This is a genomic window from Streptomyces sp. NPDC033165 (assembly GCF_055577965.1).
Window position 1 is genome coordinate 25,389 of record NZ_JBVIPK010000010.1, and the last position, 26,555, is coordinate 51,943.

26 protein-coding genes and 1 pseudogene are annotated in these 26,555 nt (G+C 72.7%); 18 read left to right on the forward strand and 9 right to left on the reverse strand.

From position 1 onward, the window contains the following. Positions 1–43: 43 nt before the first annotated feature. The 3 genes from ACZ5WC_RS22965 to ACZ5WC_RS22975 form a co-directional block, all read right to left on the reverse strand. Positions 44–652 (reverse strand): Rv1733c family protein, encoded by a 609-nt coding sequence (locus ACZ5WC_RS22965; RefSeq protein ID WP_468542541.1) that lies wholly within the window; start codon positions 650–652, stop codon positions 44–46. 27 nt (positions 653–679) lie between these two features. Next, positions 680–1,504 (reverse strand): MOSC domain-containing protein, encoded by an 825-nt coding sequence (locus ACZ5WC_RS22970; RefSeq protein ID WP_468542542.1) that lies wholly within the window; start codon positions 1,502–1,504, stop codon positions 680–682. A 130-nt stretch (positions 1,505–1,634) separates the two neighbouring features. Next, entirely contained in the window at positions 1,635–2,084 is a 450-nt protein-coding gene (locus ACZ5WC_RS22975; protein ID WP_468542543.1) for a DUF6643 family protein, read from the reverse strand. A 245-nt stretch (positions 2,085–2,329) separates the two neighbouring features. Between ACZ5WC_RS22975 and ACZ5WC_RS22980 the strand changes: the two are divergent. Next, positions 2,330–2,584, forward strand: a pseudogene (locus ACZ5WC_RS22980) (SulP family inorganic anion transporter); the annotation flags it as partial. A 624-nt stretch (positions 2,585–3,208) separates the two neighbouring features. Further along, a complete protein-coding gene (locus ACZ5WC_RS22985) occupies positions 3,209–4,528 on the forward strand; it encodes a TerD family protein (protein WP_468542704.1) in 1,320 nt (439 codons plus the stop codon). A gap of 55 nt (positions 4,529–4,583) precedes the next feature. Here ACZ5WC_RS22985 and ACZ5WC_RS22990 read toward each other — a convergent pair whose 3' ends face one another. Then, positions 4,584–5,783, reverse strand: a complete 1,200-nt coding sequence (locus ACZ5WC_RS22990) for a glycosyltransferase (protein ID WP_468542544.1) — start codon at positions 5,781–5,783, stop codon at positions 4,584–4,586. Positions 5,784–5,841: 58 nt separating this feature from the next. Here ACZ5WC_RS22990 and ACZ5WC_RS22995 point away from each other — a divergent pair, with 58 nt between their 5' ends. From ACZ5WC_RS22995 to ACZ5WC_RS23010, 4 genes are all read left to right on the forward strand, one after another. Continuing rightward, on the forward strand, positions 5,842–6,627 hold the full coding sequence (locus ACZ5WC_RS22995; RefSeq protein ID WP_468542545.1) for a glutamate racemase: 786 nt from the start codon (positions 5,842–5,844) through the stop codon (positions 6,625–6,627). 70 nt (positions 6,628–6,697) lie between these two features. Continuing rightward, entirely contained in the window at positions 6,698–7,261 is a 564-nt protein-coding gene (locus tag ACZ5WC_RS23000; RefSeq protein ID WP_311118455.1) for a hypothetical protein, read from the forward strand. A gap of 175 nt (positions 7,262–7,436) precedes the next feature. Next, entirely contained in the window at positions 7,437–9,029 is a 1,593-nt protein-coding gene (gene lnt / locus ACZ5WC_RS23005) for an apolipoprotein N-acyltransferase (RefSeq protein WP_468542705.1), read from the forward strand. Positions 9,030–9,059: 30 nt separating this feature from the next. Further along, the gene (locus ACZ5WC_RS23010; protein WP_468542546.1) at positions 9,060–9,542 is read left to right on the forward strand and encodes an NUDIX hydrolase; all 483 of its coding nucleotides are present in this window, start codon (positions 9,060–9,062) and stop codon (positions 9,540–9,542) included. 4 nt (positions 9,543–9,546) lie between these two features. On the opposite strand, the gene ACZ5WC_RS23015 is transcribed toward ACZ5WC_RS23010, so the two are convergent. Next, on the reverse strand, positions 9,547–11,619 hold the full coding sequence (locus ACZ5WC_RS23015) for a neutral/alkaline ceramidase (protein WP_468542547.1): 2,073 nt from the start codon (positions 11,617–11,619) through the stop codon (positions 9,547–9,549). A 120-nt stretch (positions 11,620–11,739) separates the two neighbouring features. On the opposite strand from ACZ5WC_RS23015, the gene ACZ5WC_RS23020 reads away from it, so the two are divergent. From ACZ5WC_RS23020 to ACZ5WC_RS23055, 8 genes are all read left to right on the forward strand, one after another. Then, on the forward strand, positions 11,740–11,907 hold the full coding sequence (locus tag ACZ5WC_RS23020; protein ID WP_179500316.1) for a hypothetical protein: 168 nt from the start codon (positions 11,740–11,742) through the stop codon (positions 11,905–11,907). Between the two features lie 78 nt (positions 11,908–11,985). Next, on the forward strand, positions 11,986–14,481 hold the full coding sequence (locus ACZ5WC_RS23025) for a DUF4135 domain-containing protein (protein ID WP_468542548.1): 2,496 nt from the start codon (positions 11,986–11,988) through the stop codon (positions 14,479–14,481). Next, positions 14,478–15,767 (forward strand): hypothetical protein, encoded by a 1,290-nt coding sequence (locus ACZ5WC_RS23030; protein WP_468542549.1) that lies wholly within the window; start codon positions 14,478–14,480, stop codon positions 15,765–15,767. The genes ACZ5WC_RS23025 and ACZ5WC_RS23030 overlap by 4 nt, the downstream gene beginning before the upstream one ends. After that, a complete protein-coding gene (locus ACZ5WC_RS23035) occupies positions 15,764–16,987 on the forward strand; it encodes a JmjC domain-containing protein (RefSeq protein ID WP_468542550.1) in 1,224 nt (407 codons plus the stop codon). The genes ACZ5WC_RS23030 and ACZ5WC_RS23035 overlap by 4 nt, the downstream gene beginning before the upstream one ends. Further along, on the forward strand, positions 16,959–18,326 hold the full coding sequence (locus tag ACZ5WC_RS23040) for a lanthionine synthetase C family protein (protein WP_468542551.1): 1,368 nt from the start codon (positions 16,959–16,961) through the stop codon (positions 18,324–18,326). Before ACZ5WC_RS23035 ends, ACZ5WC_RS23040 begins: the two co-directional genes overlap by 29 nt. 66 nt (positions 18,327–18,392) lie before the next feature. Then, positions 18,393–19,346 carry a 5'-nucleotidase gene (locus ACZ5WC_RS23045; RefSeq protein WP_468542552.1) on the forward strand — a complete coding sequence of 318 codons (954 nt, stop codon included), beginning with the start codon at positions 18,393–18,395 and terminating at the stop codon, positions 19,344–19,346. 170 nt (positions 19,347–19,516) lie between these two features. Then, positions 19,517–19,672, forward strand: coding sequence for a hypothetical protein (locus tag ACZ5WC_RS23050; protein ID WP_468542553.1), 156 nt, complete (start codon positions 19,517–19,519; stop codon positions 19,670–19,672). Between the two features lie 88 nt (positions 19,673–19,760). Beyond that, positions 19,761–20,546 (forward strand): SAM-dependent methyltransferase, encoded by a 786-nt coding sequence (locus tag ACZ5WC_RS23055; protein WP_468542554.1) that lies wholly within the window; start codon positions 19,761–19,763, stop codon positions 20,544–20,546. Between the two features lie 9 nt (positions 20,547–20,555). Here the strand turns inward: ACZ5WC_RS23055 and ACZ5WC_RS23060 are convergent, their stop codons facing one another. Next, complete coding sequence (locus tag ACZ5WC_RS23060) at positions 20,556–21,239, reverse strand: HSP18 transcriptional regulator (RefSeq protein ID WP_468542555.1); 684 nt, start codon at positions 21,237–21,239, stop codon at positions 20,556–20,558. A gap of 139 nt (positions 21,240–21,378) precedes the next feature. On the opposite strand from ACZ5WC_RS23060, the gene ACZ5WC_RS23065 reads away from it, so the two are divergent. The 3 genes from ACZ5WC_RS23065 (at position 21,379) to ACZ5WC_RS23075 (ending at position 22,769) form a co-directional block, all read left to right on the forward strand. Then, positions 21,379–21,810 (forward strand): Hsp20/alpha crystallin family protein, encoded by a 432-nt coding sequence (locus tag ACZ5WC_RS23065; RefSeq protein ID WP_468542556.1) that lies wholly within the window; start codon positions 21,379–21,381, stop codon positions 21,808–21,810. A 99-nt stretch (positions 21,811–21,909) separates the two neighbouring features. Continuing rightward, on the forward strand, positions 21,910–22,305 hold the full coding sequence (locus tag ACZ5WC_RS23070) for a DUF2267 domain-containing protein (RefSeq protein WP_468542557.1): 396 nt from the start codon (positions 21,910–21,912) through the stop codon (positions 22,303–22,305). Positions 22,306–22,334: 29 nt separating this feature from the next. Next, complete coding sequence (locus tag ACZ5WC_RS23075; RefSeq protein WP_468542558.1) at positions 22,335–22,769, forward strand: DUF2267 domain-containing protein; 435 nt, start codon at positions 22,335–22,337, stop codon at positions 22,767–22,769. A gap of 175 nt (positions 22,770–22,944) precedes the next feature. On the opposite strand, the gene ACZ5WC_RS23080 is transcribed toward ACZ5WC_RS23075, so the two are convergent. The 3 genes from ACZ5WC_RS23080 to ACZ5WC_RS23090 all read right to left on the reverse strand — a co-directional run bounded on the left by ACZ5WC_RS23080 (position 22,945) and on the right by ACZ5WC_RS23090 (position 26,058). Further along, on the reverse strand, positions 22,945–24,414 hold the full coding sequence (locus ACZ5WC_RS23080; protein ID WP_468542559.1) for a SulP family inorganic anion transporter: 1,470 nt from the start codon (positions 24,412–24,414) through the stop codon (positions 22,945–22,947). Positions 24,415–24,485: 71 nt separating this feature from the next. Continuing rightward, complete coding sequence (locus ACZ5WC_RS23085; RefSeq protein WP_468542560.1) at positions 24,486–25,082, reverse strand: carbonic anhydrase; 597 nt, start codon at positions 25,080–25,082, stop codon at positions 24,486–24,488. Between the two features lie 316 nt (positions 25,083–25,398). Next, positions 25,399–26,058, reverse strand: coding sequence for a class I SAM-dependent methyltransferase (locus ACZ5WC_RS23090; RefSeq protein ID WP_468542561.1), 660 nt, complete (start codon positions 26,056–26,058; stop codon positions 25,399–25,401). Between the two features lie 173 nt (positions 26,059–26,231). Between ACZ5WC_RS23090 and ACZ5WC_RS23095 the strand changes: the two genes are divergently transcribed. Continuing rightward, a complete protein-coding gene (locus ACZ5WC_RS23095; protein WP_468542706.1) occupies positions 26,232–26,501 on the forward strand; it encodes a hypothetical protein in 270 nt (89 codons plus the stop codon). The last annotated feature ends 54 nt before the right edge of the window (positions 26,502–26,555 follow it).

The following is a 26,555-nucleotide window of genomic DNA, read 5'->3' on the forward strand; positions in this document are numbered from 1 at the left end:
AGAGGCGAAGGAGGGCCGAGGGAGAGCCGAAGCGGGCCCGTGGTCAGCCGCCCGTACCGGCTCTGCCCCAGTCCGGGCCCGTGGCGGCCCACTCGCGGTCCAGTCGTGCGTACCGCGCCCGCACCATCCGGGCTACGACCAGCCGCCTGCCCGCCTCGACGCATCCGACAGCGAGCAGGAACGCACCGACGCCGCCCAGGACCGCGTGCGACCGGGCCGTGCGGCCGTCCATCGGCGGCTCCACCGGCACACCCGCCTCGTCCGTCCAGATCCGCACCGGGGAACCGGGGCCGACGGGCCGTGACGCGGTGGCCACCTTCTCCGTGTGCCTACTGCCGTCCGGGGCCTGCCAGGACGCCACCACCCAGGTCCGCGCGGCGCGTTCGGCGGTTGCTCCGGGGTCGCCGCCGCCCCGCTCCCGTCCCGGCACCGGGTGCACCACGACCGCGTCGACGGCGTGGCGCTCCGCGTGCTGGGCACTCACCGACCGCTGGAGCGAGGCGTCGGCGGCCGCACCGCCCGCCCAGCCCGCCGCCGGGGCGCCCAGCACCATCAGCAGCAGTGCGCCGATCGTCACCCACCCCTCGTGACGGTCGGTGGCGCGGCGCAGCAGATTGCGCCGCCCGCGCAGCAGCGCCGACAGTCCCCACACGCCCGTTCCCCCCACGGCCCACGGCCCTCAGTCGAGGATCCGGACGGGGTCCCCGACCCGGATCACTCCCGTCCCCTCGGGGATCAGATTCTGGCCGAAGACCAACTGCTTGCCGAACCGGCGGTGGCGGGCGAGCGTGATCAGCGGCTCCTTGCCCCGCTCGGCCGTCTCCTGGTCCGTCGTCGTGATCACACAGCGGCCGCAGGGCTTGGCCACCGTGAAGGCGACCTCGCCGACGGCGATCCGCCGCCAGCCGTCCTCGGCCCATGGTTCGGTGCCCCCGACCACCACATTCGGCCGGAAGCGGTCCATGGGCAGCGGACCCTCCTCGGGCCGGTCGCCCGCGGCGACAAGGGCGTTGAGTGCGTCCAGGGAGGCCGTGGTGGTCAGGAGGAGCGGATATCCGTCGGCGAACGAGACGGTGTCGCCGGGGCGTGCGAACTCCGGGTCGACGTGTCTGCGGTGCGACGGCTCGTCGAGATGGACGAGCCGGACCTCGCAGTCGAGGACCTCGCTGAACCAGGCGTGGGCGTCGTCCGACGCCTCCGCCACCACCACCGTGTCCCGGTGCAGCTCCACGGTGATCGTGCGCTCCGGCTCCGGCACCTCGACGCGCAGGGGCGGGCGGCCCGGCGCGGACAGGAGCAGGCCGCCCCCGGACAGCAGCTCGGCCGAGATGCGGGCCATCAACGGCTGCTGACGCTGCGTGAGCGCCCTCGCCGCCTTGTCGACCAGCATCCATCGGCGGTCGCCATCGAGTCCCCACGGCTCGACGGCAACCGCGTCGGCCACGCGGGCGGTGAGCGATTTGACGGGATAGATCCGGATGGCCCGGAGGGAGGGATGGCTCATGCGTTCATCCTGCCAGCCACCTCTGACACCGTACGCGCGGCATCCGGAGCGTTCGTCACGCAGATGCGACCGACGTCCGGTGCGTCCCCCGGCGCGGAGCCGCCGCACGGTGTCAGAGGTGCCAGGGGCTTCAGTACCCCCGGCTCTGGTACGGCCGGTTGTACGGGTCCTCGTACGGCGAGGGGGCCGGTGCGGGCCGCGGCGATGCCGGGCGCATCGCCTCGTACCCGGTGCCGGGCGCGGGCCGCTGCGCCTGGGGCTGGTGCGGGATGTACGGCGCGGGCGCGTGCTGCAACTGGGCGGGCTGCATCGGCGCGTGCTGCGCCGGGGCCTGCTGGTACTGCGGCATCGGCTGCTGCGGGTAGCCGTAGCCGATGGGCTGCGAGGGGGCCGCGGGAAGGGCCGGAAGCGCCGACGGCAGGGCCGGCAGATAGCTGCTGCCGGTGTCATAGGCGGCCGGCACACGGATGGGGGCGATCTGAGGGGTTCCCCGCTCCGCGACCAGGGAGTCGTAGATCGGAGTGTCGGGGAACGACGCGGCGTAGTAGCCGCCGCCGAAGGTGGAGCGGGGGGACGTCATGCCACCTAAGTTAAGCCCACGATGTGCTGTATGGGGAGCCCCAATCTTTGGGTTATCCGATTTACGCTGGTTCTGTGCGCCCGGCCCGCCGAAACATCGTTAAAGCGTTCCTTAACGGCAGGGGTCTTTCCGCTGGTGGGCGATGGCTTCGGGGTGCGCTCCCGCCGGTGAACGGGAACAGCGTCGACGCACTCGGGCGGGAAGCGAATAGCGATAGACCCAATGCGCGATGCGCACGGCACGTCGTGGCGAAGAAGGAACTCGTCGCCCAGGGAACGGGCAACACCATCTGCGGCCTTCCCGGCGCGCTGCCCATGACCGCCGTCATCGTGCGCAGTGCGGCCAACGTGCAGGCAGGTGCGCGCACCAAGGCGTCGCGGATCCTGCACGGTGGGTGGCTGCTGTTGTTCGCGGCCCTGCTCCCCGCCGTGCTCGCACTGATCCCGGTGGCCACGCTCGCCGGCGTCCTCATCCACGCAGGGGCCAAACTCATCCCCGTCTCGACCATCCGCCCGCTCTGGCGCGATCACCGCGGCGAGGCCGTGGTCCTGGTGGTGACCGCGTCGGCGATCATCCTCACGGACATGTTCATGGGTGTCCTGCTCGGCATCGGGATGGCCGTAGTCAGGACGGCGTGGGAGACCTCGGCCGTCCGTCTGGACATTGATGAGCAGGCCGATCGCACCACGGTCGCCCTCGGCGGCAGCGTCACCTTCCTGCGCCTGCCCCTGATCCTCGACACCCTGGAGGCCCTGCCCAAGGGCCGGCCGGTGGAGCTCGGCCTCACACGGCTGCGCCACGTCGACCACGCCTGCCGCGCCGCCTTGGAGGCCTGGGGCACGCACAGCGGCGCCGTCCACGACCCCGTACCGGCGACGGACGGCACACCGCGCGAGGCCGCCGTCGCCGCCGTCGCTCCGGACGGTGAAGGCCCCCTCGCCAGGCCGTCCGCCAACGGAGTCCGCCGTGACGATCCGGGCCGCCGCCCTTCGGGCCGACGGCCCGGATCGTCCTGCCGCCAGGGGACCAGGGGCGGTCTTCGGGCGGGTGCGGCCCTCCGATCGCCCGTGGGTCTAAGTTGTGGAGGAAAGCCTGCGGGCAGCCGGACTCGTGATGGGGCGAGCATGACCATGCAAAAAGGAACCAACGTTCCGGTGCCGGCCGGCACCGTACGCGTCGAATTGGGGTGGCACGCGGCGCCGGGCGCCCCCGACGTCGACGCCTCCGCCCTCCTCCTGGTGGCGGGAAAGGTCCGCAGTGACGCGGACTTCGTCTTCTACAACCAGCCGGCCCACGGCTCCGGCGCGGTCCGGCACGAGGGTAAGCGGACGGCTCCCGACCGGGTCACCGACACGCTCGTCGTCGACTTCGGCAAGGTCGAGCCCGGGATCGAGCGCATCGTCGTCGCGGCCTCGGCGGACGGCGGCACCTTCGGCCGGGTGAGCGGGCTGTACGTGCGGATCACGGACGCGGCGGGCGGGGCGGAGCTGGCCCGCTTCGACAGCACCGACGCCACGGTCGAGACCGCCTTCATCCTCGGCGAGCTGTACCTGCGCCAGGGCGCCTGGAAGTTCCGCGCGGTGGGACAGGGCTACAGCACCGGGCTCGAAGGGCTGGCGACGGACTTCGGTATCTCCGTCGACGAACCGCAGCAGGCCCAGCCGTCCGCGCAGCCCCAGCCTTCCGCGCCCGCCCCCGTGGCGGCCATGCCCCCGCCCGCCCCCGTGGCACCGCCCGCACCCGCGCCGGTCGCGCCCACACCGCCCGCTCCTGCGGCCCCGCCCGCCCCGCCCGCGGCCCCGCCCGTACGCCTGACCAAGATCACGCTGACGAAGAGCGCACCGGCCGTCTCCCTCGCCAAGCAGGGCGGCACCTCCGGAGCGCTGCGCGTCAATCTGAACTGGGAAGTACGCAAACAGTTCAAGGGGTGGGGAGCGAAACTCGGCCGGGCCGTCGCGATGCACGCCGATCTCGATCTTGATCTCTGCGCCCTGTACGAACTCACCGACGGGCGCAAGGGAGTGGTGCAGGCTCTCGGGAACGCGTTCGGTTCGCTGAGCCAGCCGCCCTTTATCCATCTCGACGGTGACGACCGCACCGGTGCGCTGAGCACCGGTGAGAACATGACCATCAACCTCGACCGCAAGGACCTGCTCCGGCGCGTACTGATCTTCGTCACCATCTATGAGGGCGCCCGGAGTTTCGCCGATCTCCACGCCACGGTCACCCTCCAGCCGCAGAACGGCGCGGCGATCGACTTCTCCCTCGACGAATGCACCGTGCCCTCCAGCGTCTGCGCCCTGGCGCTGATCACCAACAACGGCGGCGACCTCACCGTCCAGCGCGAGGCCCGCTACCTCGTCCCGGACCGCGGAGTGAGCCCGCAGCGCACCATCGACGCCGCCTACGGCTGGGGCATGAACTGGACGCCCGGCCGCAAGTGACCCGCGAGACCCGCCCCGCCGCCCGGCCGGACCCGGCGCCCGCTGCCCCGTGGCGTCACCGGCCGGGCGCGGCGTCGGGCGTCGTGTCCGGGTCGGGCCGGGAGTAGGTACGGCCCTTCCAGGCCGCGCCCCGCCCCCGGTAGTGCTGGACCGCCGAGTCCACGGTCATCAGCAGGTACAGCACCGCCGTCAACGGCAGCAGCGGCCCCAGCCACAGCGACTGGCGGTAGTACGCCAGCATCGGCAGATACGTCGCCGTCATCACCGCCCACGCCGCGCCGCCCGCCCACGCCGCCGCCCCGTCACCCGTCAGCAACCCGGCCACCAGGGTCGCGGGCGGCGCGACGTACACGAGCAGCAGCCCCGGCACGGTCCCCGCGAGCAGCAGCGGACTGTGCCGCAACTGCGCGTACGCACTGCGTGCGACCATCCGCCACAGATCCCGGAGCCGCGGATACGGCCGCACGCTGTCCACCCGCTCCGCGAGCCCCAGCCAGATCCGGCCGCCGCTGCGCCGCACCTCCCGCGCCAGCGACACGTCGTCGATCACCGCCTGCCTGATCGACTCCGGAATCCGCGCCCGCTCGGCCGCTTCGGTGCGCAGCAGCACACATCCGCCCGCCGCGGCCGCCGTGCGCGACCTGGCCCGGTTCACCCGGCGGAACGGGTAGAGCTGCCCGAAGAAGTAGACGAACGCGGGCACCACAAGCCGCTCCCAGGCGCTCTCCACCCGCAGCCGGGCCATCTGCGACACCAGGTCGAAGCCGTCCGGGCCCCCGGAGCCGGCCGCGGCCACCAGATCGCACAGGCTGTCCGGCTCGTGCGCGATGTCCGCGTCGGTCAGCAGCAGGAAGTCCGGCTTGTGCTGCCGGGCCACCGCGATCCCGTGCCGCAGCGCCCAGAGCTTGCCCGTCCAGCCCGCCTCCGGCTCCCCGGGGGACACGACGGTCAGCGGCAGCCCGCCCAGCCGCGCGGCCAGGTCCCGGGCCAGCTGCCCGGTGCCGTCGCTGCTGCCGTCGTCGACCAGGGTGATCCACGCGTCGCCCGGATAGTCCTGGACCAGCAGCGAGGGCAGGCTCACCGGGAGCATCTCCGCCTCGTCCCGGGCGGGCACCACCACCGCCACCGACGGCCAGCGCACCGGGTCGGTGCGCCGGGGGAGCCGCTGGTCGGTGCGCCAGTAGAAGCCCTGCCCCAGCAGCAGCCACACCCACACGATCAGCGAACCCACGGCGATCCAGGCAACGGCGCTCATCCGCCGAAGTCTGCCCCACTGAGCCGGGTCCGCAAGGGTTGTCGGCTAGGGTGACCGGGTGAAGATCGCGCTCATGGACTCCGGAATCGGCCTGCTGGCGGCGGCGGCCGCCGTTCGCCGACTGCGCCCCGACGCCGAGCTGGTGCTCTCCTCCGACCCCGGCTCGATGCCCTGGGGCCCCCGCACCCCCGAGGAGATCACCGCCCGCGCGCTGGCGGTGGCCCGGGCCGCCGCCGACCACGGGGCGGACGCCCTGATCGTCGCCTGCAACACCGCCTCCGTCCACGCACTGGCCGCGCTCCGCGCCGAGCTGGAGCCCGCGCTTCCGGTGATCGGCACGGTCCCCGCGATCAAGCCCGCCGCCGCAGGGGGCGGCTCCGTCGCCATCTGGGCCACCCCGGCCACCACCGGCAGCCCCTACCAGCGTCGGCTGATCGCGGAATTCGGCGGCTCCGCCGAGATCACCGGGGTGCCCTGCCCCGGGCTCGCCGACGCCGTGGAGCACGGCGACGAGGCCGGGATCGACCGGGCCGTCGCGGCGGCCGCCGCCCTCACCCCGCCCGACGTGCGGGCCGTCGTCCTCGGCTGCACCCACTACGAGCTGGTCGCGACCCGCATCCGCGACGCCGTGCAACGGCCCGGCCGTCCGCCGCTCGCCCTGCACGCCTCCGCCGGAGCGGTCGCCGCCCAGGCGCTGCGCCGGATCGGAGCGGCCCCCGCCCCGACGGCCGAACCGGCCGGCGCGCTCACCGTTCTCCTCAGCGGCCGCCCCGGCAGTCTGCCGGAAGCCGCCCTGGCCTACGCCGAGGGCCGGAACCTGACGGCCGTCGCCCCCGCTTCCTGACCGGGTCCGATCGCCACGAAGGGCGCTCGTGCCCCGGCCGACCGCCCGGATCGCGGTTACGCTGCTGAATATGACGGACCACGCCGAGCATGCGAGGCACGGGTCGAGCCAGGTGCCGCCCGCGGAGTGGAACGGCCGGGCCACCAATCGGCTGCAGTGGCTGCTGGCCCTCGTGGGCGCGGCCTGCATGGCGCTGGGCATCGAGCTGGCCGTCGGCTCCACCTGGACCTCGGGCTTCGCCCCGCTGCTCATGTCCGTGATCGGCTGCGTCGCCGTCGGTCTGCTGATCCTCTACGGAACGCTCGCCTTCGTCCACGTGGCCGTCAAGGTCGACGGGGGCGCCCTGGAGGTCCGCTGCGGCCACGCCGGTCTGCCGCGCCGCAGGATCCTGCTCGACCACGTCGTCGGGGCGGAATTCGTCCCGAGGATCAACCCGCGCGAGTGGGGCGGCTGGGGCTACCGCTGGCGGCCCGAACAGGGCACCGCCGTCGTCGTGCGCAAGGGCGAGGGCATGATCCTGCACCTCGCCGACGGCCGGACCTTCACCGTCACGGTCGACGACGCGGAGACGGCCGTACGCTTCATCCGCGAACGCCTTCACCTGCCTGCCCCGGGCAGGCCTCCTGCCCCCTGACCCGACCGTCCCGCCGATGGCCGATGGCCGATGGCCGGTGGCCCCCGGCCCGCCAGGCCCCGGTCCGCACCGCCCGGCACGCCCGGTGCCCACAACCCCGCCCCGCCCTGCCCGGGCACGGCCAGCGCCGCCGCTCACAGCCGCCCACCGTAGACTCCGGCGGGTGAGCGCCACCATGACTCCTGTCGACGACCTGCCGTCCGCCGCAGTGCCCCCGGCCACCGGACTGCTGCTGCGGCTCCTCCGTCCGGCCGCCGCTGTCCTCTCCGGCGTCCTGCTCTACGCGAGCTTCCCGCCCCGCCCGCTGTGGTGGCTCGTGCTGCCCGGGTTCGCGCTGCTCGGCTGGGTGCTGCACGGGCGTCGGCTGCGGGCCGCCTTCGGGCTCGGGCTGCTGTCCGGGCTCGGGTTCATGCTGCCGCTGCTGCGCTGGACCGGAGAGGACGTCGGGCCGCTGCCCTGGCTCGCCCTCGCCGCCGCGGAGGCCCTCTTCATCGCGGTGGGCGCTCTCGGCATCGCCGCCGTGACCCGCCTCGCGTACTGGCCGGTGTGGGCGGCCGCGGTCTGGACCCTGGACGAGGCGGTCCGGGCCCGGATCCCGTTCGGCGGCTTCCCCTGGGGCAAGATCGCCTTCGGGCAGGCCGAGAGCGTGTTCCTGCCGCTCGCCGCGCTGGGCGGCACCCCGCTGCTGTCCTTCGCCGTCGTCCTGTGCGGCTTCGGGCTGTATGAGGCCGTGCGCCGGTTCCGTACGTACCGGAGCACCGGAGAGGTCCCGCGCGCGGCCGTGGCGGGGGCCGCGGCGACCGTCCTCGTCCCGATCGCCGCCGCGCTCGGCGCGCTGCCCCTGGTCGACGACTCGGCGGAGAACGGAACGGCCACCGTCGCCGCCATCCAGGGCAACGTCCCGCGCCTCGGCCTCGACTTCAACGCCCAGCGCCGCGCCGTCCTCGACAACCACGCCCGCCGTACCGCGCAGCTCGCCGAAGACGTGAAGGCGGGCAAGGAGAAGCAGCCCGACTTCGTCCTGTGGCCCGAGAACTCCTCCGACCTCGACCCCTACCTCAACGCCGACGCCCGCCAGGTCATCGACGACGCGGTGAAGGCGATCGGCGTGCCCACGGTCATCGGCTCGGTGGTCGAGAAGGGCCCCGACAGCCTGCGCAACACCCTGATCGAGTGGAACCCCGGCAAGGGCCCCGTCGACACCTACGACAAGCGGTTCATCCAGCCCTTCGGCGAGTACATGCCGATGCGGACGGTCGCCCGGTTCTTCAGCGAGGACGTCGACCGGGTGCAGCGCGAGTTCGTCCCCGGCACCGAGGTCGGCGTCTTCGACCTCGCCGGTACGAAGGTGGGGCTCGTGACCTGTTACGAGGCCGCCTTCGACGATGCCGCCCGCGACACCGTCCTCCACGGCGGCCAGATGATCGCCGTGCCGAGCAACAACGCGACCTTCGGCCGCAGCGAGATGACCTACCAGCAGCTCGCCATGTCCCGGGTCCGGGCCGTCGAGCACGGACGGGCCGTCGTCGTCCCCGTCACCAGCGGGGTCAGCGCGGTGATCCGGCCCGACGGCACGATCGCCGACCGGAGCGGGATGTTCACCCCCGACGCCCTGGTCGCCGAGGTCCCGCTGCGCTCCTCGCTCACCCCGGCCACCCGGATGGGCCCGCTGCCCGAGGGCGTCATCGCCCTGCTGGCCCTGGCGGGCCTGGGCTGGGTGAGCGTCTCGGCGGTCCGGGCACGCAGGGTGCCGGGAACCGGGAAGTAGCACCGGATGCCTGCCACGTAGGCTCGATCCATGGCTACCCCCGACTTCATCCGTGAGATCCGCGCCACCGCCGGGCACCAGCTGCTCCTGCTGCCCGGGGTGACGGCCGTCGTCCTCGACGATGAGGGCCGGGTGCTGCTCGGGCGGCGCGCGGACACGGGCAAGTGGTCGCTCGTCGGAGGCATCGCCGAACCGGGCGAGGAGCCGGCGGCCACGGCGGAGCGCGAGGTGCTGGAGGAGACCGGCGTGCACTGCGTGGCCGAGCGGGTCGTGCTCACCCAGGCGCTGGAGCCCGTGCAGTACGCCAACGGCGACCGCTGCCAGTACCTCGACATCACCTTCCGCTGCCGGGCGACCGGCGGCGAGGCCCGGGTCAACGACGACGAGTCGCTGGAAGTGGGCTGGTTCCCGCTGGACGGCCTCCCTCCGCTGGCCGAGTTCTCCCTGTTCCGGATCAAGCAGGCCCTCACCGAAGGACCTGCCTGGTTCCAGCCCACAACGCGCGAGGTCTGACCCCCTACTTCAGGGTGAAGGTCCCGGTCGCCCCGGTGAACGGGGTGATCTTCCCGAACAGGTTCCTCGCGTCCCCGTGGTGCACGATCCGGTAGGTGCCCGGAGCGGTGTCCGCACCGATGTCCCAGGTGATCGTGGCCTTCGAGGTGCCGGTCAGACCATTGAGCCGGGTCCAGCGGTAGGTGGTCTCCCAGGCGCCGTCGTCCAGCACCCGCACCCAGGCGCCGTTCTCCAGCCGCTGGACCTCCAGGAACGTGGAGCCCCGGCGGACGTTGTTCTTCGGGTGGCCGGTGGCGAACTCGGCGGTCGCCTTCTCCCCACGCGCGTACGAGGCCTGCGGCGCCTTGAGGACGCCGCCGAACGCCTTCCCCACAGGCGGGTTGTCGTACACCACCCCGGTCTGGAGGCTGAACTGCCTTCCCGACTCGTCCGGCGGTGTCGGCCCCGCGTCGAGCGCGGTGCCCTCGCGCAGGGACTCCGCGATCCGGTCGTACTCCTGCTGGTAGGCGGGCAGCGTGTAGCGGCCGTACAGGGTGGAGCCGCCCTCGTAGTTCTGGGCGTCGTACTCCTCGGGCGTCGTCACGTACTGGCTGTAGGCGTTGGCGTACCCCTGGAGCAGGACGCGGTCGAGCGGGACGCCGAGCTGCCGGGCCACCGTGCGGCGGACCCGGAGGCCCGAGGTGATCGTGAACTCACCGGGGGCGGCCACCAGGTGCAGCTCCCCGATCTTCATGATCTGGAGGGGGAGGATCTTCGGTGTGACCGGGTGGACCTTGCTCAGCAGGCCCGTGGGGACGACGCTCGCCTTCGGGTACTGGCAGGTCGCGAGCCAGGACGGGGTGTCGATGCGCAGCGCGTCGAGGATTCCGGCGACCGGGGTGCGCATGCCCTCCTCGAAGCCCGGGATCGCCGGGCCGTCCTCGACACTGCCCGCGAGGGTGGACGCGCCGACGACGGCGGGACACGTGCGGTGCTCCTGCCCGTCCGGGGTGTACTCCCCGCGTACGGTCACGTTCTCCATGTCGACGTAGGCGAGCCGGGAGTCGACGCCACCGGCGACGGGCCGCGCGTCGTCGTAGATCTCGCGGGCCCTGTCGAGCTGGCGCTCTCCGATGACGCGGGTGTTCTCGAACTCGTCCTCGGTGGGGCCGGAGCCCGGCTTCAGGTTGAGGTTCGGCGACATGTCCCCGGCGTTGGTGTTCGGGAAGGCCGCGACAAAGCCCGGGGTGTCGTCGAGATGGCGCACACCTTCGTGGTCGTGCTCCCAGACGTAGGAGGCATAGCCCTTGTTGTCGGGGCTGACCAGGGTGTTCCTGTTGGTGATCGAGGTGTTGTGGGTGGCGAACCAGCTGATCGCGCCCGCGTCCTTGTCGCCCTGCCGGAAGCGCAGCACGGTCATCGCGGGGTCGATCGCGTCGGGGAAGGCCGCCCGGTCGGCCGCCGGGTTGCGGTCGAAGGCGTCCCGGGAGCGGTTGACGCTGGCGTTGGTGAGCGTTCCGGTGCCCAGGCTGACCGTGCCGGGCTTCAGGTCGTCGTGGGCCTTGACCACGGAGTCCGCGATGCCGTCGACGATGGCCCGGTAGGTGCCGTTCTGGAAGCCGAGGACGGAGAGGTTGTACGCCAGGTGGTGGGAGTAGCCGCCGGGGCCCGAGTGGGTGTGGGTGGCCGACAGCAGGACGTTGTCCTCGTCGTACAGGCTGCCGTAGCGCTCCTGGAGCCGGGCGAGGACCCCCTGCCGTACGGACTGGAAGATCATCGCGAGGTCGGCGTTGACGTACACCACGCGTTTGCCGCTCGACCGGTCGACGACGACGAACGCCCGCGACCGCTGCCGCTGGTGGATGCCGGAGGTCTTCTGGTCGAAGCTGGAGTACCCCATCATCCCGGTCTCGGCGGCCTCGCCCGTGACATCGGCGAGGCCGCGCCCGACGAGGTAACTCCCGCCGGACGCGGGGGAGTCGGCGGACTCGCTGGCGGCCGCGGGGGCGGGAGCGCCGAGAGTGGCCGCCCCCAGCGCCGCGGCGAGCAGGGCGACGGGGAGCCTGTGCCGCGGGCGGCGCGCGGTGGGGGGCGGCATGGGACCTCCTGGGGGCGGAGACGGAGCGGGAAGGCGTCCGGATCACGTCTTGTTGACATGCGCATGCAGTCCGGTTCTACTGAGTGACGGTCAATTACTCGGCACAGAAGGAGGGTATTCATGCAGACTCTCGAAGAAAAGGTCCAGGTCGCATCCGACCAGAACGCCGACGACGTATTCGATCTGGTGATCGGCGATCTGGAGCAGGAAATTCCGCCGCTTGCCTCGCCGACGAATTCCGGCAGCGGAACCGCCTGCGGTTCGTGCGCGAGCATCTACTGCTGTTGATGCGTACCGGGTGGCGCCGCTGACACCGGCGCCACCCGGGTGCGTGTGCGTCCCGTAGCGAGGAGTCGGAGGGCAGCTTTGCCGGAAGGATCAGCGGACACCGAACCGCTCTGGGAGACGGGCGACCCCGAAAGTCTCTCCGAAGAGGGTGGTTGGGCGGACCTCTCACCGGTCGCGCAGCGGGTACTCGCCGCTGTCGGCAAGGGCACGGCGGGCGGGCTCTTCCCGCCGGTGGTCGCCGGGGGCCCGGAGGGGACCGTCAGGACCGGGCGGCTGCTCGGCGGTGAGAAGGACGCGCGGATGCTCGCCCACGCGCTCCGCGACCGCCGGTTCGCACCGCTCCTGGCGCTGCTGGACCGGCTCGACAACTGGTGCGAGACGGCCGGACGACGGTATTCCGCGGCAATTTCCCCCGGACTGCTGGATATTGCCAACGCCGATATCTTTGGCCCCGTGGTGTCCGAGGCGTTCGTGGCCTGCGCGACCGGACGAACGCACTATGCCCGGGACCGGGTCGCGGAGTGGGCGGCGCGCTGCGAGGATTTTCTGACGCTCTTTCTCGAACGGCTGCTCAAGGACCTGACCACCTGCTGGCCCGGGAACCCGGCATTCCGGGGACCGGTCGTCGGCCTGTGGACCCACGGCGAGGAAACCCACAACGGCCGCCAGCGCGTGCTGCGGCTTGACTGCGCGGGCGGCGGCCGCATCGCGTACAAACCGCGACCCGCCTCCGGTGAGCTGCTGTTCACCGCGCACGGCGGGGACGGCCCTCCCTCGTCCGTCTTCGACCTCCTCAACCACGCGCCCGCGGCCTCCGGCGCGGTCCGGCTGCCCGTGCTCTCCTGCTGGCCCGGGTCCGCCCCCGGCTATCTCTGGCAGGAATGGATCGAGCCGCCCGACCAGTGGGGGCCGATCCGTACCTCGGGACCGTGGCAGCTCACCGGCACCCGGCTCACCCCGCCGGAGGCGCGACGCTTCTGGCACCGGACGGGCTCCCTGACCGCCGCGATGTTCGCCTTCGGGATCACCGACATGATCGGCGGCAACGTGGTGACCGGAAGCCGGCCCGGCGACCCCGAGCCGCTGCTGTACCCGATCGACCTGGAGATCTACTTCTGCCACGTCCCCCGGCTGTACGACACGGGCCTGCTGCACGACCCCACCGCCGAGGTCGACCAGCACCACGTCGGCCTGGAGCGCACCGCCCGCTGGTGCAGCGCCGAGGGCCCGCCCGTCTGCTGGACCGAGGAAGCGACCGGGGCCCTGCGCCTGCACCGACGCCGCCGCCCCTACGCCCGGGACGAGACCAGGAACGTCGTCGCCGACACCGAGGGCCGGACCGGATACGGCCCCCACCTGACCGCCATGCTGCGCGGCATGTTCGACGCCTGGACCCTGATGTGCCGGCAGCGGACGACGATCCGGGACTTCCTGGCGACCGCCACCCCGGGCCACTACGTCCGCGTGCTGCGGCAGCCCACGTTCCGGTACTTCGACGCCCTGGTGCCCCGCTGGCTGTCCGGCGGCGGCGCCGCGCCCCGACCCGCCGAACCCGACGTCCACTTCGACCGGGCGGAGCTCGACCAGCTCCGGCGCATGGACGTGCCCTACTTCGTCCGCTCGCTGGAGGGCGGCCCGGTGCTGCGGGTCGAACCGCCGCCGCAGACCCACGGGCTCGCCCCGGTCGCGGCCCGCCCGGCCCCCGAGGGCGGCTGGCCGCCCCTGCGGGAACTGCTCGACGGCGCGAACCTCACCCTCGCCGGGCTCGGTGTGGCACTCCGGGACGCGGCGGAGCACGTCTTCGACGATGTGCCGGAGCTGGACGTCACGGACCCGGAGTCGGGCGTACGGCTGCACCTCCAGAGCCCCGCCGAGGGGCAGGTCGCCTTCGACTGGCCGGAGGCGGCCCGAAGGATCACCTACCTCTGGGACCGGGAGAAGGTACGGCTGCGCATCGACCCGGTCGACGCGCCGCAGGCCCCGGCCGAGCCCGCGCCCGCCGGGGAGATCCGGCGCAGGCTCCTGCGGCTGGACCGCCTCGACGGGGCCGTCCGGGTGCCCTGGGCGGACGGCGGCATGACCGACACCGCGGCCGAGGAACGGCTGCGGACCCTGACCGACGCCGGAATCGCCTGGCTGGCCACCGTCGTGGCCGACCACGGATGGCCCGGGCGCGCCCTGGTCGGCCATGACGCCGCTGTCGCGGCGAGCCGCCTCGTACAACATGCCCGGGAACACCTGGAGTTCCGCAAGCACTGCCTGGAGCTGATGCGGCAGGCGGCGGAGGGCGGCGATCTGCCCTGGCGGGAAGTCGCCTATCTGACGGATGAGTTGCGCCTCGCCGAAGGGCTCCCGCAGGTGTACGGAACGCGGTTCGAGCCGGTCGGCGGCGAGCTGGTGCCGTGGCCGGTCGAGGACCCGGAAGGCGTGGACCGCCGCCGGGCCGCCCTCGGAATGGAGCCGCTGGCCGAGCACACGGAGCGGATACGGCGGCGGTTCCCCCTGGAGGGTGTCGCCCCGGACAAGGCCGGGTCCGCGACGAGACACCCCCTGACCGGAAAGGGAGGGTCATGAGCACGCAGATCCACGAGGCGCGACGAGCGCACGGCGCCCTCGACTGGGAGCTGTTCGGGCAGCGGTACTGGGACCGGAGCCCCGCCCGGCTGACCGCCGCGCCCCCCGTCCCCCTCGACCGGATCCACGCCCTGACCGTCGAGTCGTGCGCCCCGTTCCGCGCCGGAACCCGCTTCTGGGTGATGCCCGACGTCCGGTTCCTGGTCGGCGACGGCCGACTGCGCGCCCCCGGCGCCCTGCTGCCCGACACCGGCGATCCGACCCTGGACGCCTACCTGGACCGGCTGGACGCCGATGTGTCCGGACAGGGCTACCTGCTGACGGTGACTCAGCCGCTGCTCCTGGACCACGCGCTGTGGTCAGCGGTACGGGACGCGATCAGCGGGCTGTGGCGGCAGGTCGGCTGGCCCAACCTCCCCCTGACCGCCGAGGTGCTGATCGGTGACCGGTTCACCCAGCACACCGGCGCGGCCGAGCGGCCGACCCACGCGGCGCTGACATGGGTGCTGCGCGGGCGGATGGACGTACGGCTGTGGGACGAGCGCGGCGGCCCCCCTCCCGAGGCGATCGCGGACCCGGACCGGCCGGTGGAGGGCGTGCGCACGCTGAGCGCCGGCGCGGGAGAGCTGCTGTACTGGCCGGGCGACCAGCGGCACGTGGACACCTACGGCGACCGGTGCGTGGCGCTTCGCCTGAGCGTCCCCGTCGACCGGGGGCTGCCCTTCACCGCACTGCGGGACCTCCTCGCCGACCTGGTGCACCGGGGCCAGGGCAACGACGAGACCGTGCCGTACTTCCCGTTCGGGCCCGGGACCCGGATCGACGACGAGGACGGGGTGCTGCCCCGCCTGACCGCGCTCGGCGACGAACTGCGCACGGCCGTGACCGGCGAGCAGCTGCACAGGACGCTGCGGGTGCGCTGGGCGGCGCTGCGCTCGGCGGCCGGTCTCGAACCGATCCCGGTGCCCCGCGAGGGCGTCGGGATCACCCGCCGGACCCGCTTCCGCCGCACGAGCGAGATCGTCCGGATGCCCGACGGGCCCCGCCAGGAGGTCTGGGCGGTCAACGGAAACGTCTTCACCCTGCCGGCAGCCGCGAGCGACCGTGCGTACGCCGCGCTCGGCGACGGCGAGGAGACCGGCGCCGACGAGGTGTGCCGCGCCCTCGGCGCGGGTGACGAGGACAGGACCGAAAGGACGGTGCTCGCGCTGCTCGACAAGCTCTACCGGCTGCGCGGCATCGACGTGGCCGAGGAGGCCGATGTGGTCGAGGAGCCCGGGCGATGACGCTGAGCATCGAGAAGTCCTTCGACTGGGACACCTTCGTCGACCGGTTCTGGGACCGGCGGCCCGTGCTGTACAAAGGCGTCGACGGGGCGTTCGAGGGGGCGCCCTACGACGAGGCCGAGGTGTTCGGGGCCGCCGTGCGCGGCAGCCGCCCGCCCCATCCGCTCGCCGTCCCGGGCAACGTCCAGTTCGTCGTGCGACGGCGGCAGCAGACCCGGCCGTACGACTATCCGCCCGAGCTTTCCGACGGCTCGCTCGACGGTTACGAGCAGCGGATGGCCGCCCGGCTGGACGGGCAGCGCTACGCCCTCGTCGTCCACCGCTTCCACGCCTTCTCCCACCCGCTGTGGGCCCGCGCCCAGCGGTTCTACGGCGGACTGTGGGAGCGGGTCGGCCAGCCCACGCACAGCGCGGGATCCACGCTGTTCCACGGCTCCTACGAACACAGCCCCGTCGGCGTGCACCAGGACCGCTTCGCGACCTTCATGTACTGCGTACGCGGCACCAAGCGCATGCGGTTCTGGGCCGAACGTCCGTGGTCGGACCCGGTGCACACGGTGCTCGACTACCAGCCGTACCTGGCCTCATCGTTCGTCGCCGAGGTCGAACCGGGGGACCTGCTGTACTGGCCCTCGCGCTACTACCACGTCGGGGAGAGCACCGGTGACACCCCCGCGACCAGCGTCAACGTGGGCATCCCGCGCCGCGAACACCGGCCGTACTACGAGATCAAGGACCTGTTCCGGGGCACCCGTCCGGTGGCCTCCGCCCCGCTGTTCACCCCGGACGCCGGTGCGGACGGGCGGCTCGCCGGTGAGCTGCCCCCGGCCCTCGCCGCTGCCGTGGAGACCTTCGCCCGGCACCTGGAGGAGGACCGGTTCGCCGAGCGGGCGACCGCGCTGGCCCTGCGGGTGAGGACGGCGGGCGGTTTCTGGCCGACCGAGCCGCCCGCCGAGGAGCGGGTGCTCGACGACGACACCCCGGTACGGGCGTGCGCCCCGCTGCTGGCCGCGCCCGGCGACGGCACCCGCGCCTGCGCCGCGAACGGCCACGCCGTCTCCGGCCCGATCACCACCGAAGCGCTCGCCGTGCTGCGCCGCCTGGACGCCGGTGACGTAGTGCGCGTCGGTGAACTTCCCGTGTCCCGGCGGGCGGAGGCCCGCCGCCTGCTCCAGGAACTGGAGAGCTTCCGTGCCGTCACGCGCACCGACACCGACTGACCGGACAGCGGCCCCCGCCCGCCGGACCGCCGCCGCCCGCGTCGTCGCCGAGATCGCGGACCGGCTCGCCGAGCCGGAGCGGGTGGCCCGGATCGCGGGCGTACCGGACAACGTCATGCGCTATCCGGGCGCCCCGCAACCGGTCTGGGACCCGCTGCTGCTCAACGACGGCCACCCCGGAGTCGCCCTGCTGTTCGCGGAGTTGGCCGCGGGCGAGCCGGAACTGCGCGGCCGGGCACACGCACACCTCTCGGCGGCCCTCGCCGCCGGCATCCGGCTCCGGCCGCAGTCCCTGTTCGGCGGAATGGTGGCGCTCGCGTACGCCGGACACACCGCCGCCGTCGGATCCGGCGGCTACGCGACGATGCTGGCCGGTCTTGACCGGCACATCACCGACCAGGCCCGGGAACGCGCCCACGCGGACCTGGAACGGACGCGCGCCGGAGAGCCGGTGGGCGCGTGGAGCCGCTACGACGTACTGGGCGGCACCGCCGGGATCGGCCGCTATCTGCTGGCCCGGCACGAGGCGGCGGACGGGCAGGCGGCGCGGGAGACGGCCGGGGCCGCGCTGACCGACGTGCTCACCTCCCTCGTGGCGGCGGCCACGGCCGACGACATCACGCGCCACGGCACCCGGCTGCCCGCGTGGTGGGTCACCGACGGGCTGGAGCACGGGCTCGTCGAACACGTCAACTTCGGTCTCGCACACGGGGTCACCGGTCCCCTCGCGCTCCTGTCCACCGCCTGGCGGGCGGGCTTCCGGGTGGACCGTCAGGACGAGGCCATCGAACGGATCATGGCCCTCCTGTCGCGCCGCCGGACGACCGACGCCCACGGACCCCGCTGGCCGCACCTGATCAATCTCGCCCACATCGAGAGCGGCGAGGGGCCGGAACGCGGACGGGACTCCTGGTGCTACGGCGCCGCGGGCGCGGCCCGCGCCGTGCACCTCGCCGGGCTGGCGCTGGACCGGGCGGACTGGCGCGCCGAGGCACACGCCGCCCTGCGGGGCGCGCTGGACGCGGCGAGCGACGAGCTGATCCGGGACTCCGCGCTGTGCCACGGCTGGGCGGGACTGCTCCAGATCGTGCTGCGCATGGCCCACGACACCGCCGACGAGGACTACCGGGCGGACGCCGACCGGCTGGCGGCCCGGGTGGCCGACGGATTCGACCCCGAGGCGCCGTTCGGCTTCCGCTACGCCCACGTCCTGGCCGCCCGCGAACTGGACCGGCCCGGCTTTCTGGAGGGAGCCGCGGGGATCGCCCTCGCCCTGCACACCTACGCCACCGGGAACGCACCGGCCACGCCGTGGGACGGAGCGCTGCTGCTGAGCTGAGAGCGGGCATGCGCCGGTGCGATAGTCGGGGGGCGAACGAACCAGTGGCCCACCGGAGGAATCACCGTGCACTACGACCTTGCCGACCGGCTGGTCATCGGGATCGCGTCCAGCGCTCTCTTCGATCTCACGGAGTCGGACGCCGTCTTCCGGGAACAGGGCGAGGAGAGCTACCGCGCCTACCAGGAGCACCACGTGGGCGATCCGCTCCGCCCGGGGACGGCGTTCCCGTTCATCCGGCGTCTGCTGTCGCTGAACGACCTGGGCGCGGCGGACGACCCCCTGGTCGAGGTGATCGTCCTGTCCCGGAACGACCCCGACACCGGGCTGCGGGTCATGCGGTCCATAGCGGCCCACGGACTGCCCATCAGCCGCGCCATCTTCATGCAGGGCCGCTCCCCGCACCGCTTCATGCCCGCGCTCAACATGTCCCTGTTCCTGTCGGCGAACGAGCAGGACGTCCGCGAGGCCGTCACCGCCGGGCGGCCCGCCGGGCATGTGCTGGGTGCTCCGTACGAGGACGACGCAGAAGACCACGACCTGCGGATCTCCTTCGACTTCGACGGGGTCCTGGCGACGGACGCATCGGAGCAGGTGTTCCAGGAGGGCGGCATCGAGAAGTTCCGCGCCCACGAGGTCGCCAACGCGGCGGTCCCGCACGACGCGGGCCCGCTGAGGGACTTCCTGGCCAATGTGAACCGCATCCAGCAGCGGGAGGAGAGGGAGCGCCGGAAGAACCCCGGCTACCGCATCCGCCTGCACGTCTCCATCGTCACCGCCCGCAACGCGCCCGCGCACGAGCGTGCGGTGCAGAGCCTCAAGGGATGGGGCGTCACCGTCAACGACGCGTTCTTCCTCGGCGGCATCGACAAGGGCGAGATCATGAAGGTCCTGAAGCCGCACATCTTCTTCGACGACCAGCAGGGCCACCTGGAGAGCACCTCACGGACCACCCCGAGCGTGCACGTGCCGTTCGGCAGGCTCAACCAGCGGGCGGCGCCGACGGGTGCGGACGCCTGATCCCGTTCGATGGTGCGTCGACGTTGCCGGTCTGCCCGCCGCGCTCGCGGCCCACGGCGAGCTGACCGCCCATCGCTCCGGGCGCACCCGCTGAGCCACCTGTCCGGCGCGCCGTGCGAGAGTTCGCGTACCTACGGGGCCGGGGGCCCGGTGACGAGGGAGGGAAGACCGTGGACCTGTTCGACGGGGAGCTGGGCGGACGCGACGAGCACGAGATGGTCACAAGGGGCCGCTGGTCCTGGTGCGGCGTGATCGTCCTCGGGGTGGCGATCCTGCTCGCGATGCTGATGAGCTGGGTTTTCGGGCTGTTGGGACGGCTGTTCTGACGTCGCCGCCCCCCTGTGCGTGCGTACGGCTACGCTAAAGTCACAGAAAGTGACCTCCGTGTGGAGTGCCGGCGAGTAGAGGAGAGACATGAGCGTCGACGACGATGAGCTCCGCCGCAGGGTCCGCTCCGACGTTCCCCACTCGGCGCGCGTCTGGAACGCCTGGCTGGGCGGCAAGGACCACTATCCGGTGGACCGGGAGCTGGCCGACGCGGTCAGTGCGGCCTATCCGCAGATGGTCGACATCGCCCGCGCCTCCCGTGCCTTCCAGGTCCGCGCGATCCGCCATCTGGCCTCCATGGGTGTACGCCAGTTCCTGGACGTCGGCACCGGGCTGCCGGTGGCGAACAGCACCCACGAGGTGGCCCAGAGCATCGCGCCCGAGGCGCGGATCGTCTACGTCGACAACGACCCCATCGTCCTCGCCCACGCCCAGGCGCTGCTGACCAGCGCCCCGGAGGGCCGCACGGCCTATGTGGACGAGGATCTCTCCGACACGGACGCGGTGGTCGACGAGGCGGCGAAGACGCTGGACCTGTCCGAACCCGTTGCCGTGCTCCTGCTGTCGACGCTGGGGCACCTCGCTCCGGCCGAGGGCGTCGAGGTCGTCCAGCGGTACATGGCCCGCATGCCGTCGGGGAGTCATCTGGTGCTCTGCGACACGGTGAAGACCCCGCAGACCCTGGCCGCCCAGGAGGCCTACGACTCGGGCGACAACCCGCCGTACCTGGTGCGGGACCCGCAGGAGATCACCGCCTGCGCGGCCGGCCTGGAGCTCCTCGAACCGGGATTCGTCTCGATCGACCGGTGGCGGCCCGAGGGCGACGACGCGGTGCCGGTCGACCAGTGGGGGCTCGTCGCCCGCAAGCCGTAGCCGTACCGTTCAGCCGCTCCGCCGCCGGGTGGTCGTATCCCTGCGCAGTTGGCTGGTGTGACGGGTGAGCGAGTCGACGCGGTCCGCCAGCTTCTGGTGCCCCGGGGCGAGATGGGGGTGGAGCGCGGTGAGCGGGGTGACCAGGGCGGCGGCGTCGTCCGCGCCGAGAGCCTGGCGGAGCCGGTCCAGCGAGGGGTCCGCCGAGGCGGGGAGGTCCGGGAGCGCGGTGATCTGCCCGGCGAGCGACCGCAGGTCCGCCGCGTTCTGCCGGGCCCACGTGGTGATCGACCGGTCCGCCGCCCGGCTGTCCCGGGTGGCCCGGACCCGCTGCTCGCCGGTGCTGCCCGCGGTGCCCGGGCGCAGCCGCAGATAGCGCCGCTCGGCGGCCTGGCGGCTGGCGACGCCCAGCGGATCGGCGAGGTCGGCCCAGCTCGCCCCCGCCGCCCGGGCCGCCTCGATCAGCCCGGTCTCCCAGCCCGCGAGCCGCTCCCGCACCTCGCGCAGCAGCTGGAGCGAGGCCAGGGCCCGGTCGCGCTCCGGGTCCGCCGAGGGGGCGCAGGCGGCCTCCGCGCCCGGGGCGTGCGCGTCGCGGACCGCCTCGTCGATGGCTTCGAGGGCCGCCGAGGCGGCGAGGAAGGAGACGGGGTCCGGATCGGGGCGGTGAACCGGGTCGGGCTGGGCTGATGGGGACACCGGGGACTCCCTGAGGTGCTCGGAGATGCTGTCATCCTTTCGGCGACACTCATGTTTGTCATCGAATGGATGACATGTTACAACGGTGTCAGGTGAAATGCGTGGGCTACCCGCCCGAGCGACTGGAGGTGTTTCCGCCATGCTGATGCGTACCGATCCCTTCCGCGAACTCGACCGGATCACCGAGCAGATCCTGCGCCCCGGCACCTGGTCGCGGCCCTCGGCGATGCCGATGGACGCGTACCGGGAGGGCGACGAGTACGTGGTGGCATTCGATCTTCCCGGTGTCTCACCGGACGCGATCGACATCGACGTCGAACGGAACATGCTGACCGTCAGGGCGGAGCGCCGCCCGGCCGTGAACACCGACGACGTGCAGATGGAGCTCTCCGAGCGCCCGCTGGGCGTCTTCTCCCGGCAGATCGTCCTCGCGGACACCCTCGACACCGAACGGATCGACGCCGACTACGACGCGGGTGTGCTGACCCTGCGCATCCCGATCGCCGAGCGCGCCCGGCCCCGCAAGATCGCCGTCGGCGGGGGGTCCCGGCGCAAGCAGATCAAGGGCTGACCCAGGTCCGCCCGCGACAGCGGCGAGGGCCGGGACGGGATCTCCCCTTCTTCCCCCGGTCCCGGCTCCCGCCCTCACCACCCCGAGGGGGCGGCTGCGGTGACCCTGCGATGGGAGGCGTTCCTGGACCGGGTCCGGGAACGCGGAGAGTACGAAACGCGAACGGAGGCCGAACGCGCCGCGCGCGTCGTCCTGGCTCTCCTCGGCGCCCACCTGGTGGGCAGGGAACGGGCCGAGCTGGCCGCCCGGCTCCCGGAGACCATGGCCCTGATCCTGCTGAACCCGCTCCAGGCCGCCGAACCGCTCTCCCCGGACCGGTTCGTGCGCGCCACCGCGGCGTGGATCGAGGGCGCCACCGAACAGACGGCCCTGTGGGACGTCGGCGCCGTCCTCAGTGTCGCCGCGGATGCGGCGGGCGACGAACTCACCCGCCGCATCCTGCTGCAACTGCCGACGGGGTACGACGCGCTCTTCGGCCACCTGAAGAACACCTGAGCAGTACGACGAGAAGGGCTGCTGCCACGATGATTCACGAGCCTCGGAACGCCGGCGCACGACAGGACGCGACGTGGGACCGGCTGCTGGAGAAGATCAGATACGACGGGGCCTACCCCACCCGCGAACGCGCCGAGGACACCCTGCGCGCCGTGCTGACCGCACTCGGCCGACAGGTCACCGGCGACGAGCGCGTCGCCCTCGCCGCCGCCCTGCCCCGAGAAGCCGCCCGGGCGTTCACCACCGAGGCCCCGGCCCTCGAACAGCTCGGCGGCGCGGGCTTCGTGTACGACCTCGCCCTGCGCACCGCAGGAACCCCGGCGACCGCCCGCTGGGACGCCGGAGTCGTCCTGACCGCCGTCGCCGCTCTCGTGGGGGACGAACTGGTCACCCGGCTCGTCCGCAGGCTGCCGCCCGGCTACGCGCTCCTCTTCGGGCGCGCGGAACTCGCCCCGGCCGCCTGACCCGTAGGCGTTCCGGCCGCCGACGAGGACGTCAGCGGACCCGGGCCGTGTCCGGACACGGCCCGGGCGGGAGATTCGGCACCCGCGGCCGGTGGCCCCGGCCCATGTCCGCGCGGCGGATGCGTAGAGCGGCCCGCACCGCCGACGCGCCCAGCTCCTCCCGCGCGCACAGGTCCTAGCGGCGGATCGTCACCGGGTCGGTCTCCGCGTCGTTGTGTCTCCGCGCCCAGTTCTCCAGCGCCACCCGGCAGGCGTGGTCGAGGTGGCGCAGGCCGCTGAGGTCCAGCTCCATGGCCTGGTCCTGCGGAAGCTTCTCCAGCTGCTCCAGGATGCGCGGCAGACGCAGGAAGGTGGCGTTGCCGGTGAGCGTCACCACGACCCGCCCCCCGGTGAGCTGGTGGGTGGAGAGCTGTACGTGCGAGGTCTCCCAGGCCGACTTGACCACGGCCAGCAGCAGACCGAGCACGACCCCCTCGAACAGGTTGGTCACCACGATGGCCAGCGCGGTGACCGCCAGCAGGACCGCCTCCCCGCGGTGCTCGCGCCACAGCGGCCCGAACTCCTTGGCGGGCACCAGCTTGCACCCGGCGTGCACGAGGATTCCGGCGAGCGCGGCCAGCGGGATGATGCCGATGGCCGCCGGGAGCAGGGCGGCGAACAGCAGCAGCCACATGCCGTGGGCGACCCGGGAGAGTGCGGTCGTCGCCCCGGCTTGGACGTTGGCGGCGCTGCGGACGATGACCGCGGTCATCGGCAGCGCGCCGAGCGCCCCGCAGATGGTGTTCCCGACGCCCTGGGCCACCAGTTCCTTGTCGTAGTCGGTGCGCGGCCCGTCGTGCATCCGGTCGACGGCCGCCGCACTGAACAGGCTCTCGGCGGAGGCGATCAGGGCGAAGGCGAGGACGGTGCCGATGACCGCCACATCGGCGAGCCGTCCGAACTCCGCGCCCCCCGGCAGCTCGATGGCGTGCAGCAGCCCGTTCACATCGGCCACCAGGGGGCGCAGCCCGGCCACGTAGGCGGCTGCGGTGGCCAGGCCCACCGCGGCCAGCGGCGCGGGCACGATCCGTACGGCGGCCGGGAGCTTCGGCCACACCAGCAGCACGGCGATCGTCCCGGCGCCCAGGCCGAAGGCGGTCAGGGCCTCGCCGTCGGTGGCGATCTCGACGGCCAGTCCGGGCAGTCCGGCCAGATTGGACAGCCCGCTGCCCGGCTGCTCGGTGTCGGCCAGGGCGTAGAGCTGGCCCAGCACGATGACCAGGCCGATCCCGGCGAGCATGCCCTGCACCACGGAGACGGAGATGGCGCGGAACCAGCGGCCGAAGCGGGCCGCGCCCAGCACCACCTGGAGCAGTCCGGCGGCCAGCACGATCGGGCCCAGTGTGCCGAGCCCGAACTCCTTGACCGCCTCGTAGACCAGCACGGTGAGCCCTGCGGCGGGCCCGCTGACCTGGAGCTTGCTGCCCGGCATCATGCCGACGACGAGCCCGCCGACGATACCGGTGACCAGGCCCAGTTCGGCCGGGACTCCGGAGGCGACGGCGACACCGACGCACAACGGCAGCGCGACGAGGAAGACGACGATCGACGCCAGTAGGTCACGTCGAACGACCTGGGGGTTCTTGAGTTCCTTCGCGGAGATCACGGATGGTTTCCCTTGTGGGTACGGTCGCGCCCGGCCGGGGCCGGGCGCGTGAGAGTGGGGGAGGGAAGCCGTCAGAGGCGGGCGAACGAGGGCCCGTGCTCCGGTCGGTGCACGCTGACGGAGCCGGTGTGCACCTCGTAGTACCAGGCGTGCAGACCGAGGGTGCGCTCGGCGAGCCGCTCCCGCACCGCGGGGTAACCCCGCAGGGTGTCGAGCTGGGCGAGGGCGTGGGCCTGGATCGCCCCGGGCAGATCGCCGGAGTGGGCGGTGGGGGTCCTGCCGTCCGAGGAGCACTCCAGCCAATGGCGGACGGCGGGCATGGCGGAGAGGTCGTCGCCCCGGAACACGGCGCCCACCGCGCCGCAGTGGGAGTGCCCGCAGACGATGATGTCGCGCACCTGGAGCATGCGCAGCGCGTACTCGATGGTCGCGGCCTCGCCGGTGGGCCGGTCCCGTTCGGGATAGGGCGGCACGATATTGCCCGCCGTACGGAGTTCGAAGAGCTGCCCCGGGCGGGCGCCGGTGAACAGTGAGGGGACGACCCGGGAGTCCGAGCAGGTGATGAAGAGGGCTTCGGGGGTCTGGCCGTCCGCGAGTAGGGCGAAATCCTTTGCGTTCGCGGCGACGTGCTCGGTGAAAGTCCGGGCGTGTTCTACGAGGGACTGCATGGTGGCCTGCCTCCTGCATCCGGCGGGGCCGGGGAGCGGTGTGGTCGGGTCATATTGGCGAATGAGCTGTTTATATCCGTATGAATGTTCGGAACGGAGGGGGCGTCTCACCTCGTGATATGCCGCAAGGCAGGCACTGTGAGACCCGTTCCGATCGCATCGCGGGGATACGACTACAGCTCACCATATAGACCAGAACTTTGCTTTCGCATTACCTTCTCGTGAAGGAACACGAATGCGCCATCCTTGCCATTCATTCGGCTGGTTCTTTGTGATAGCCAATGAGGAGGCCGGTCCGCGTGGGACGGGAGGAACGTCAGATGCGGCGGCCGTGCAGGAACAGGTGCGGCTCGGGTCGGCCCGCCGGATGCTCCGGGGTGAACAGCGTGCTCCGCTCCCATTCCACGATGAGCCCCGACCGTGTCAGCAGTGCGGTGAACTCCTCGGCCCCGAAGCTGGAGACCCGGACCGGCTGCCCCATGAACACCGCGTCGGCATCCGCCACGTCCACCGGGACCGTGGCGGCCACCAGCACCCCGCCGGCCCGCAGCGACCGGGTGAGCCGCTCCAGCAGTTCGCCCTGCTCGCCGCGAGACATCTGCAGCAGCGAGAAATAGACGCAGACGGCGTCGAACTCTCGCTCGGGCAGAGGTAGTTCGCGGATGTCGGCACACCGGAACTCGGCCCCCGGCACCTGCCGGACCGCGAGAGCCGTCATCACCGGCGACACATCGACGCCCAGCACCCGGTGCCCCGCCTCCACCAGGGTCTGCGCGGTGGGACGGCCCGTTCCGCTGCCCACGTCCAGTACGCGGCTGCCCGGCGCGAGGTCCGCCAACAGGCGGTCCAGCGAGGCGCGGTGAGCCGTGGAGGAGGCGAAGGCCCGCTCGTACTCCGCCCCCAGCGCGTCGAACACCGTCGCGGCCGGACGCCCCCGGCCGTCGTGCGCGTCCGGGAGTCCGTGGCTGTCACCCATCGGAGCGGTCCTTCCGTGGTACGGCGGTGAGTTCGGGGCCCGTCGTCGTGCACGGCCGCTGTGAGCGTCCCCCGTGACCACCTGAGTATGCCGGGCCGCCACCCCTGAGTACGTGCCCCGATGTTCCGGCGCCCGGCCGCTGTTCGAATACCCGTATGACCTCCGACGTCCGTATGACCTCCGAAGCGCCGCGCCACCCAGGCATCCAGCACGTCACCACCGCCGGTACCGCCCTCGCCGTCACGCTGCTCCCGCTGGTGGTCGGCGTGCTGCTGGCCAAGACCATGGCGGCGGACCCGATGACGTCGGTGAACGCACTGGTCACCAACGGCGGTCACCGCCCGCGTGTGTCGCCGAAGGAGTGGCGCCGGTGCGGCGGTCACGCGCTGCGCAGGCTGCGTACCGCCGAACGGGTGAGGATCGGCCGCTTCGGCACGCGCTGACGCCGTCCGGCCGGTGATGTCCGGCCGGACGGCGTCAGGGGTACGGAATGGCGG

What these genes read in the sequence shown, in the direction of transcription:
- ACZ5WC_RS22970 (WP_468542542.1), bottom strand. Translation starts at nt 1,504, where the DNA reads ATGAGCCATCCCTCCCTCCGGGCCATCCGGATCTATCCCGTCAAATCG.
- ACZ5WC_RS22975 (WP_468542543.1), bottom strand. Translation starts at nt 2,084, where the DNA reads ATGACGTCCCCCCGCTCCACCTTCGGCGGCGGCTACTACGCCGCGTCG.
- ACZ5WC_RS22985 (WP_468542704.1), top strand. Translation starts at nt 3,209, where the DNA reads ATGACCATGCAAAAAGGAACCAACGTTCCGGTGCCGGCCGGCACCGTA.
- ACZ5WC_RS22990 (WP_468542544.1), bottom strand. Translation starts at nt 5,783, where the DNA reads ATGAGCGCCGTTGCCTGGATCGCCGTGGGTTCGCTGATCGTGTGGGTG.
- ACZ5WC_RS23000 (WP_311118455.1), top strand. Translation starts at nt 6,698, where the DNA reads ATGACGGACCACGCCGAGCATGCGAGGCACGGGTCGAGCCAGGTGCCG.
- lnt (WP_468542705.1), top strand. Translation starts at nt 7,437, where the DNA reads ATGACTCCTGTCGACGACCTGCCGTCCGCCGCAGTGCCCCCGGCCACC.
- ACZ5WC_RS23010 (WP_468542546.1), top strand. Translation starts at nt 9,060, where the DNA reads ATGGCTACCCCCGACTTCATCCGTGAGATCCGCGCCACCGCCGGGCAC.
- ACZ5WC_RS23015 (WP_468542547.1), bottom strand. Translation starts at nt 11,619, where the DNA reads ATGCCGCCCCCCACCGCGCGCCGCCCGCGGCACAGGCTCCCCGTCGCC.
- ACZ5WC_RS23020 (WP_179500316.1), top strand. Translation starts at nt 11,740, where the DNA reads ATGCAGACTCTCGAAGAAAAGGTCCAGGTCGCATCCGACCAGAACGCC.
- ACZ5WC_RS23030 (WP_468542549.1), top strand. Translation starts at nt 14,478, where the DNA reads ATGAGCACGCAGATCCACGAGGCGCGACGAGCGCACGGCGCCCTCGAC.
- ACZ5WC_RS23035 (WP_468542550.1), top strand. Translation starts at nt 15,764, where the DNA reads ATGACGCTGAGCATCGAGAAGTCCTTCGACTGGGACACCTTCGTCGAC.
- ACZ5WC_RS23055 (WP_468542554.1), top strand. Translation starts at nt 19,761, where the DNA reads ATGAGCGTCGACGACGATGAGCTCCGCCGCAGGGTCCGCTCCGACGTT.
- ACZ5WC_RS23065 (WP_468542556.1), top strand. Translation starts at nt 21,379, where the DNA reads ATGCTGATGCGTACCGATCCCTTCCGCGAACTCGACCGGATCACCGAG.
- ACZ5WC_RS23075 (WP_468542558.1), top strand. Translation starts at nt 22,335, where the DNA reads ATGATTCACGAGCCTCGGAACGCCGGCGCACGACAGGACGCGACGTGG.
- ACZ5WC_RS23085 (WP_468542560.1), bottom strand. Translation starts at nt 25,082, where the DNA reads ATGCAGTCCCTCGTAGAACACGCCCGGACTTTCACCGAGCACGTCGCC.
- ACZ5WC_RS23090 (WP_468542561.1), bottom strand. Translation starts at nt 26,058, where the DNA reads ATGGGTGACAGCCACGGACTCCCGGACGCGCACGACGGCCGGGGGCGT.
- ACZ5WC_RS23095 (WP_468542706.1), top strand. Translation starts at nt 26,232, where the DNA reads ATGACCTCCGAAGCGCCGCGCCACCCAGGCATCCAGCACGTCACCACC.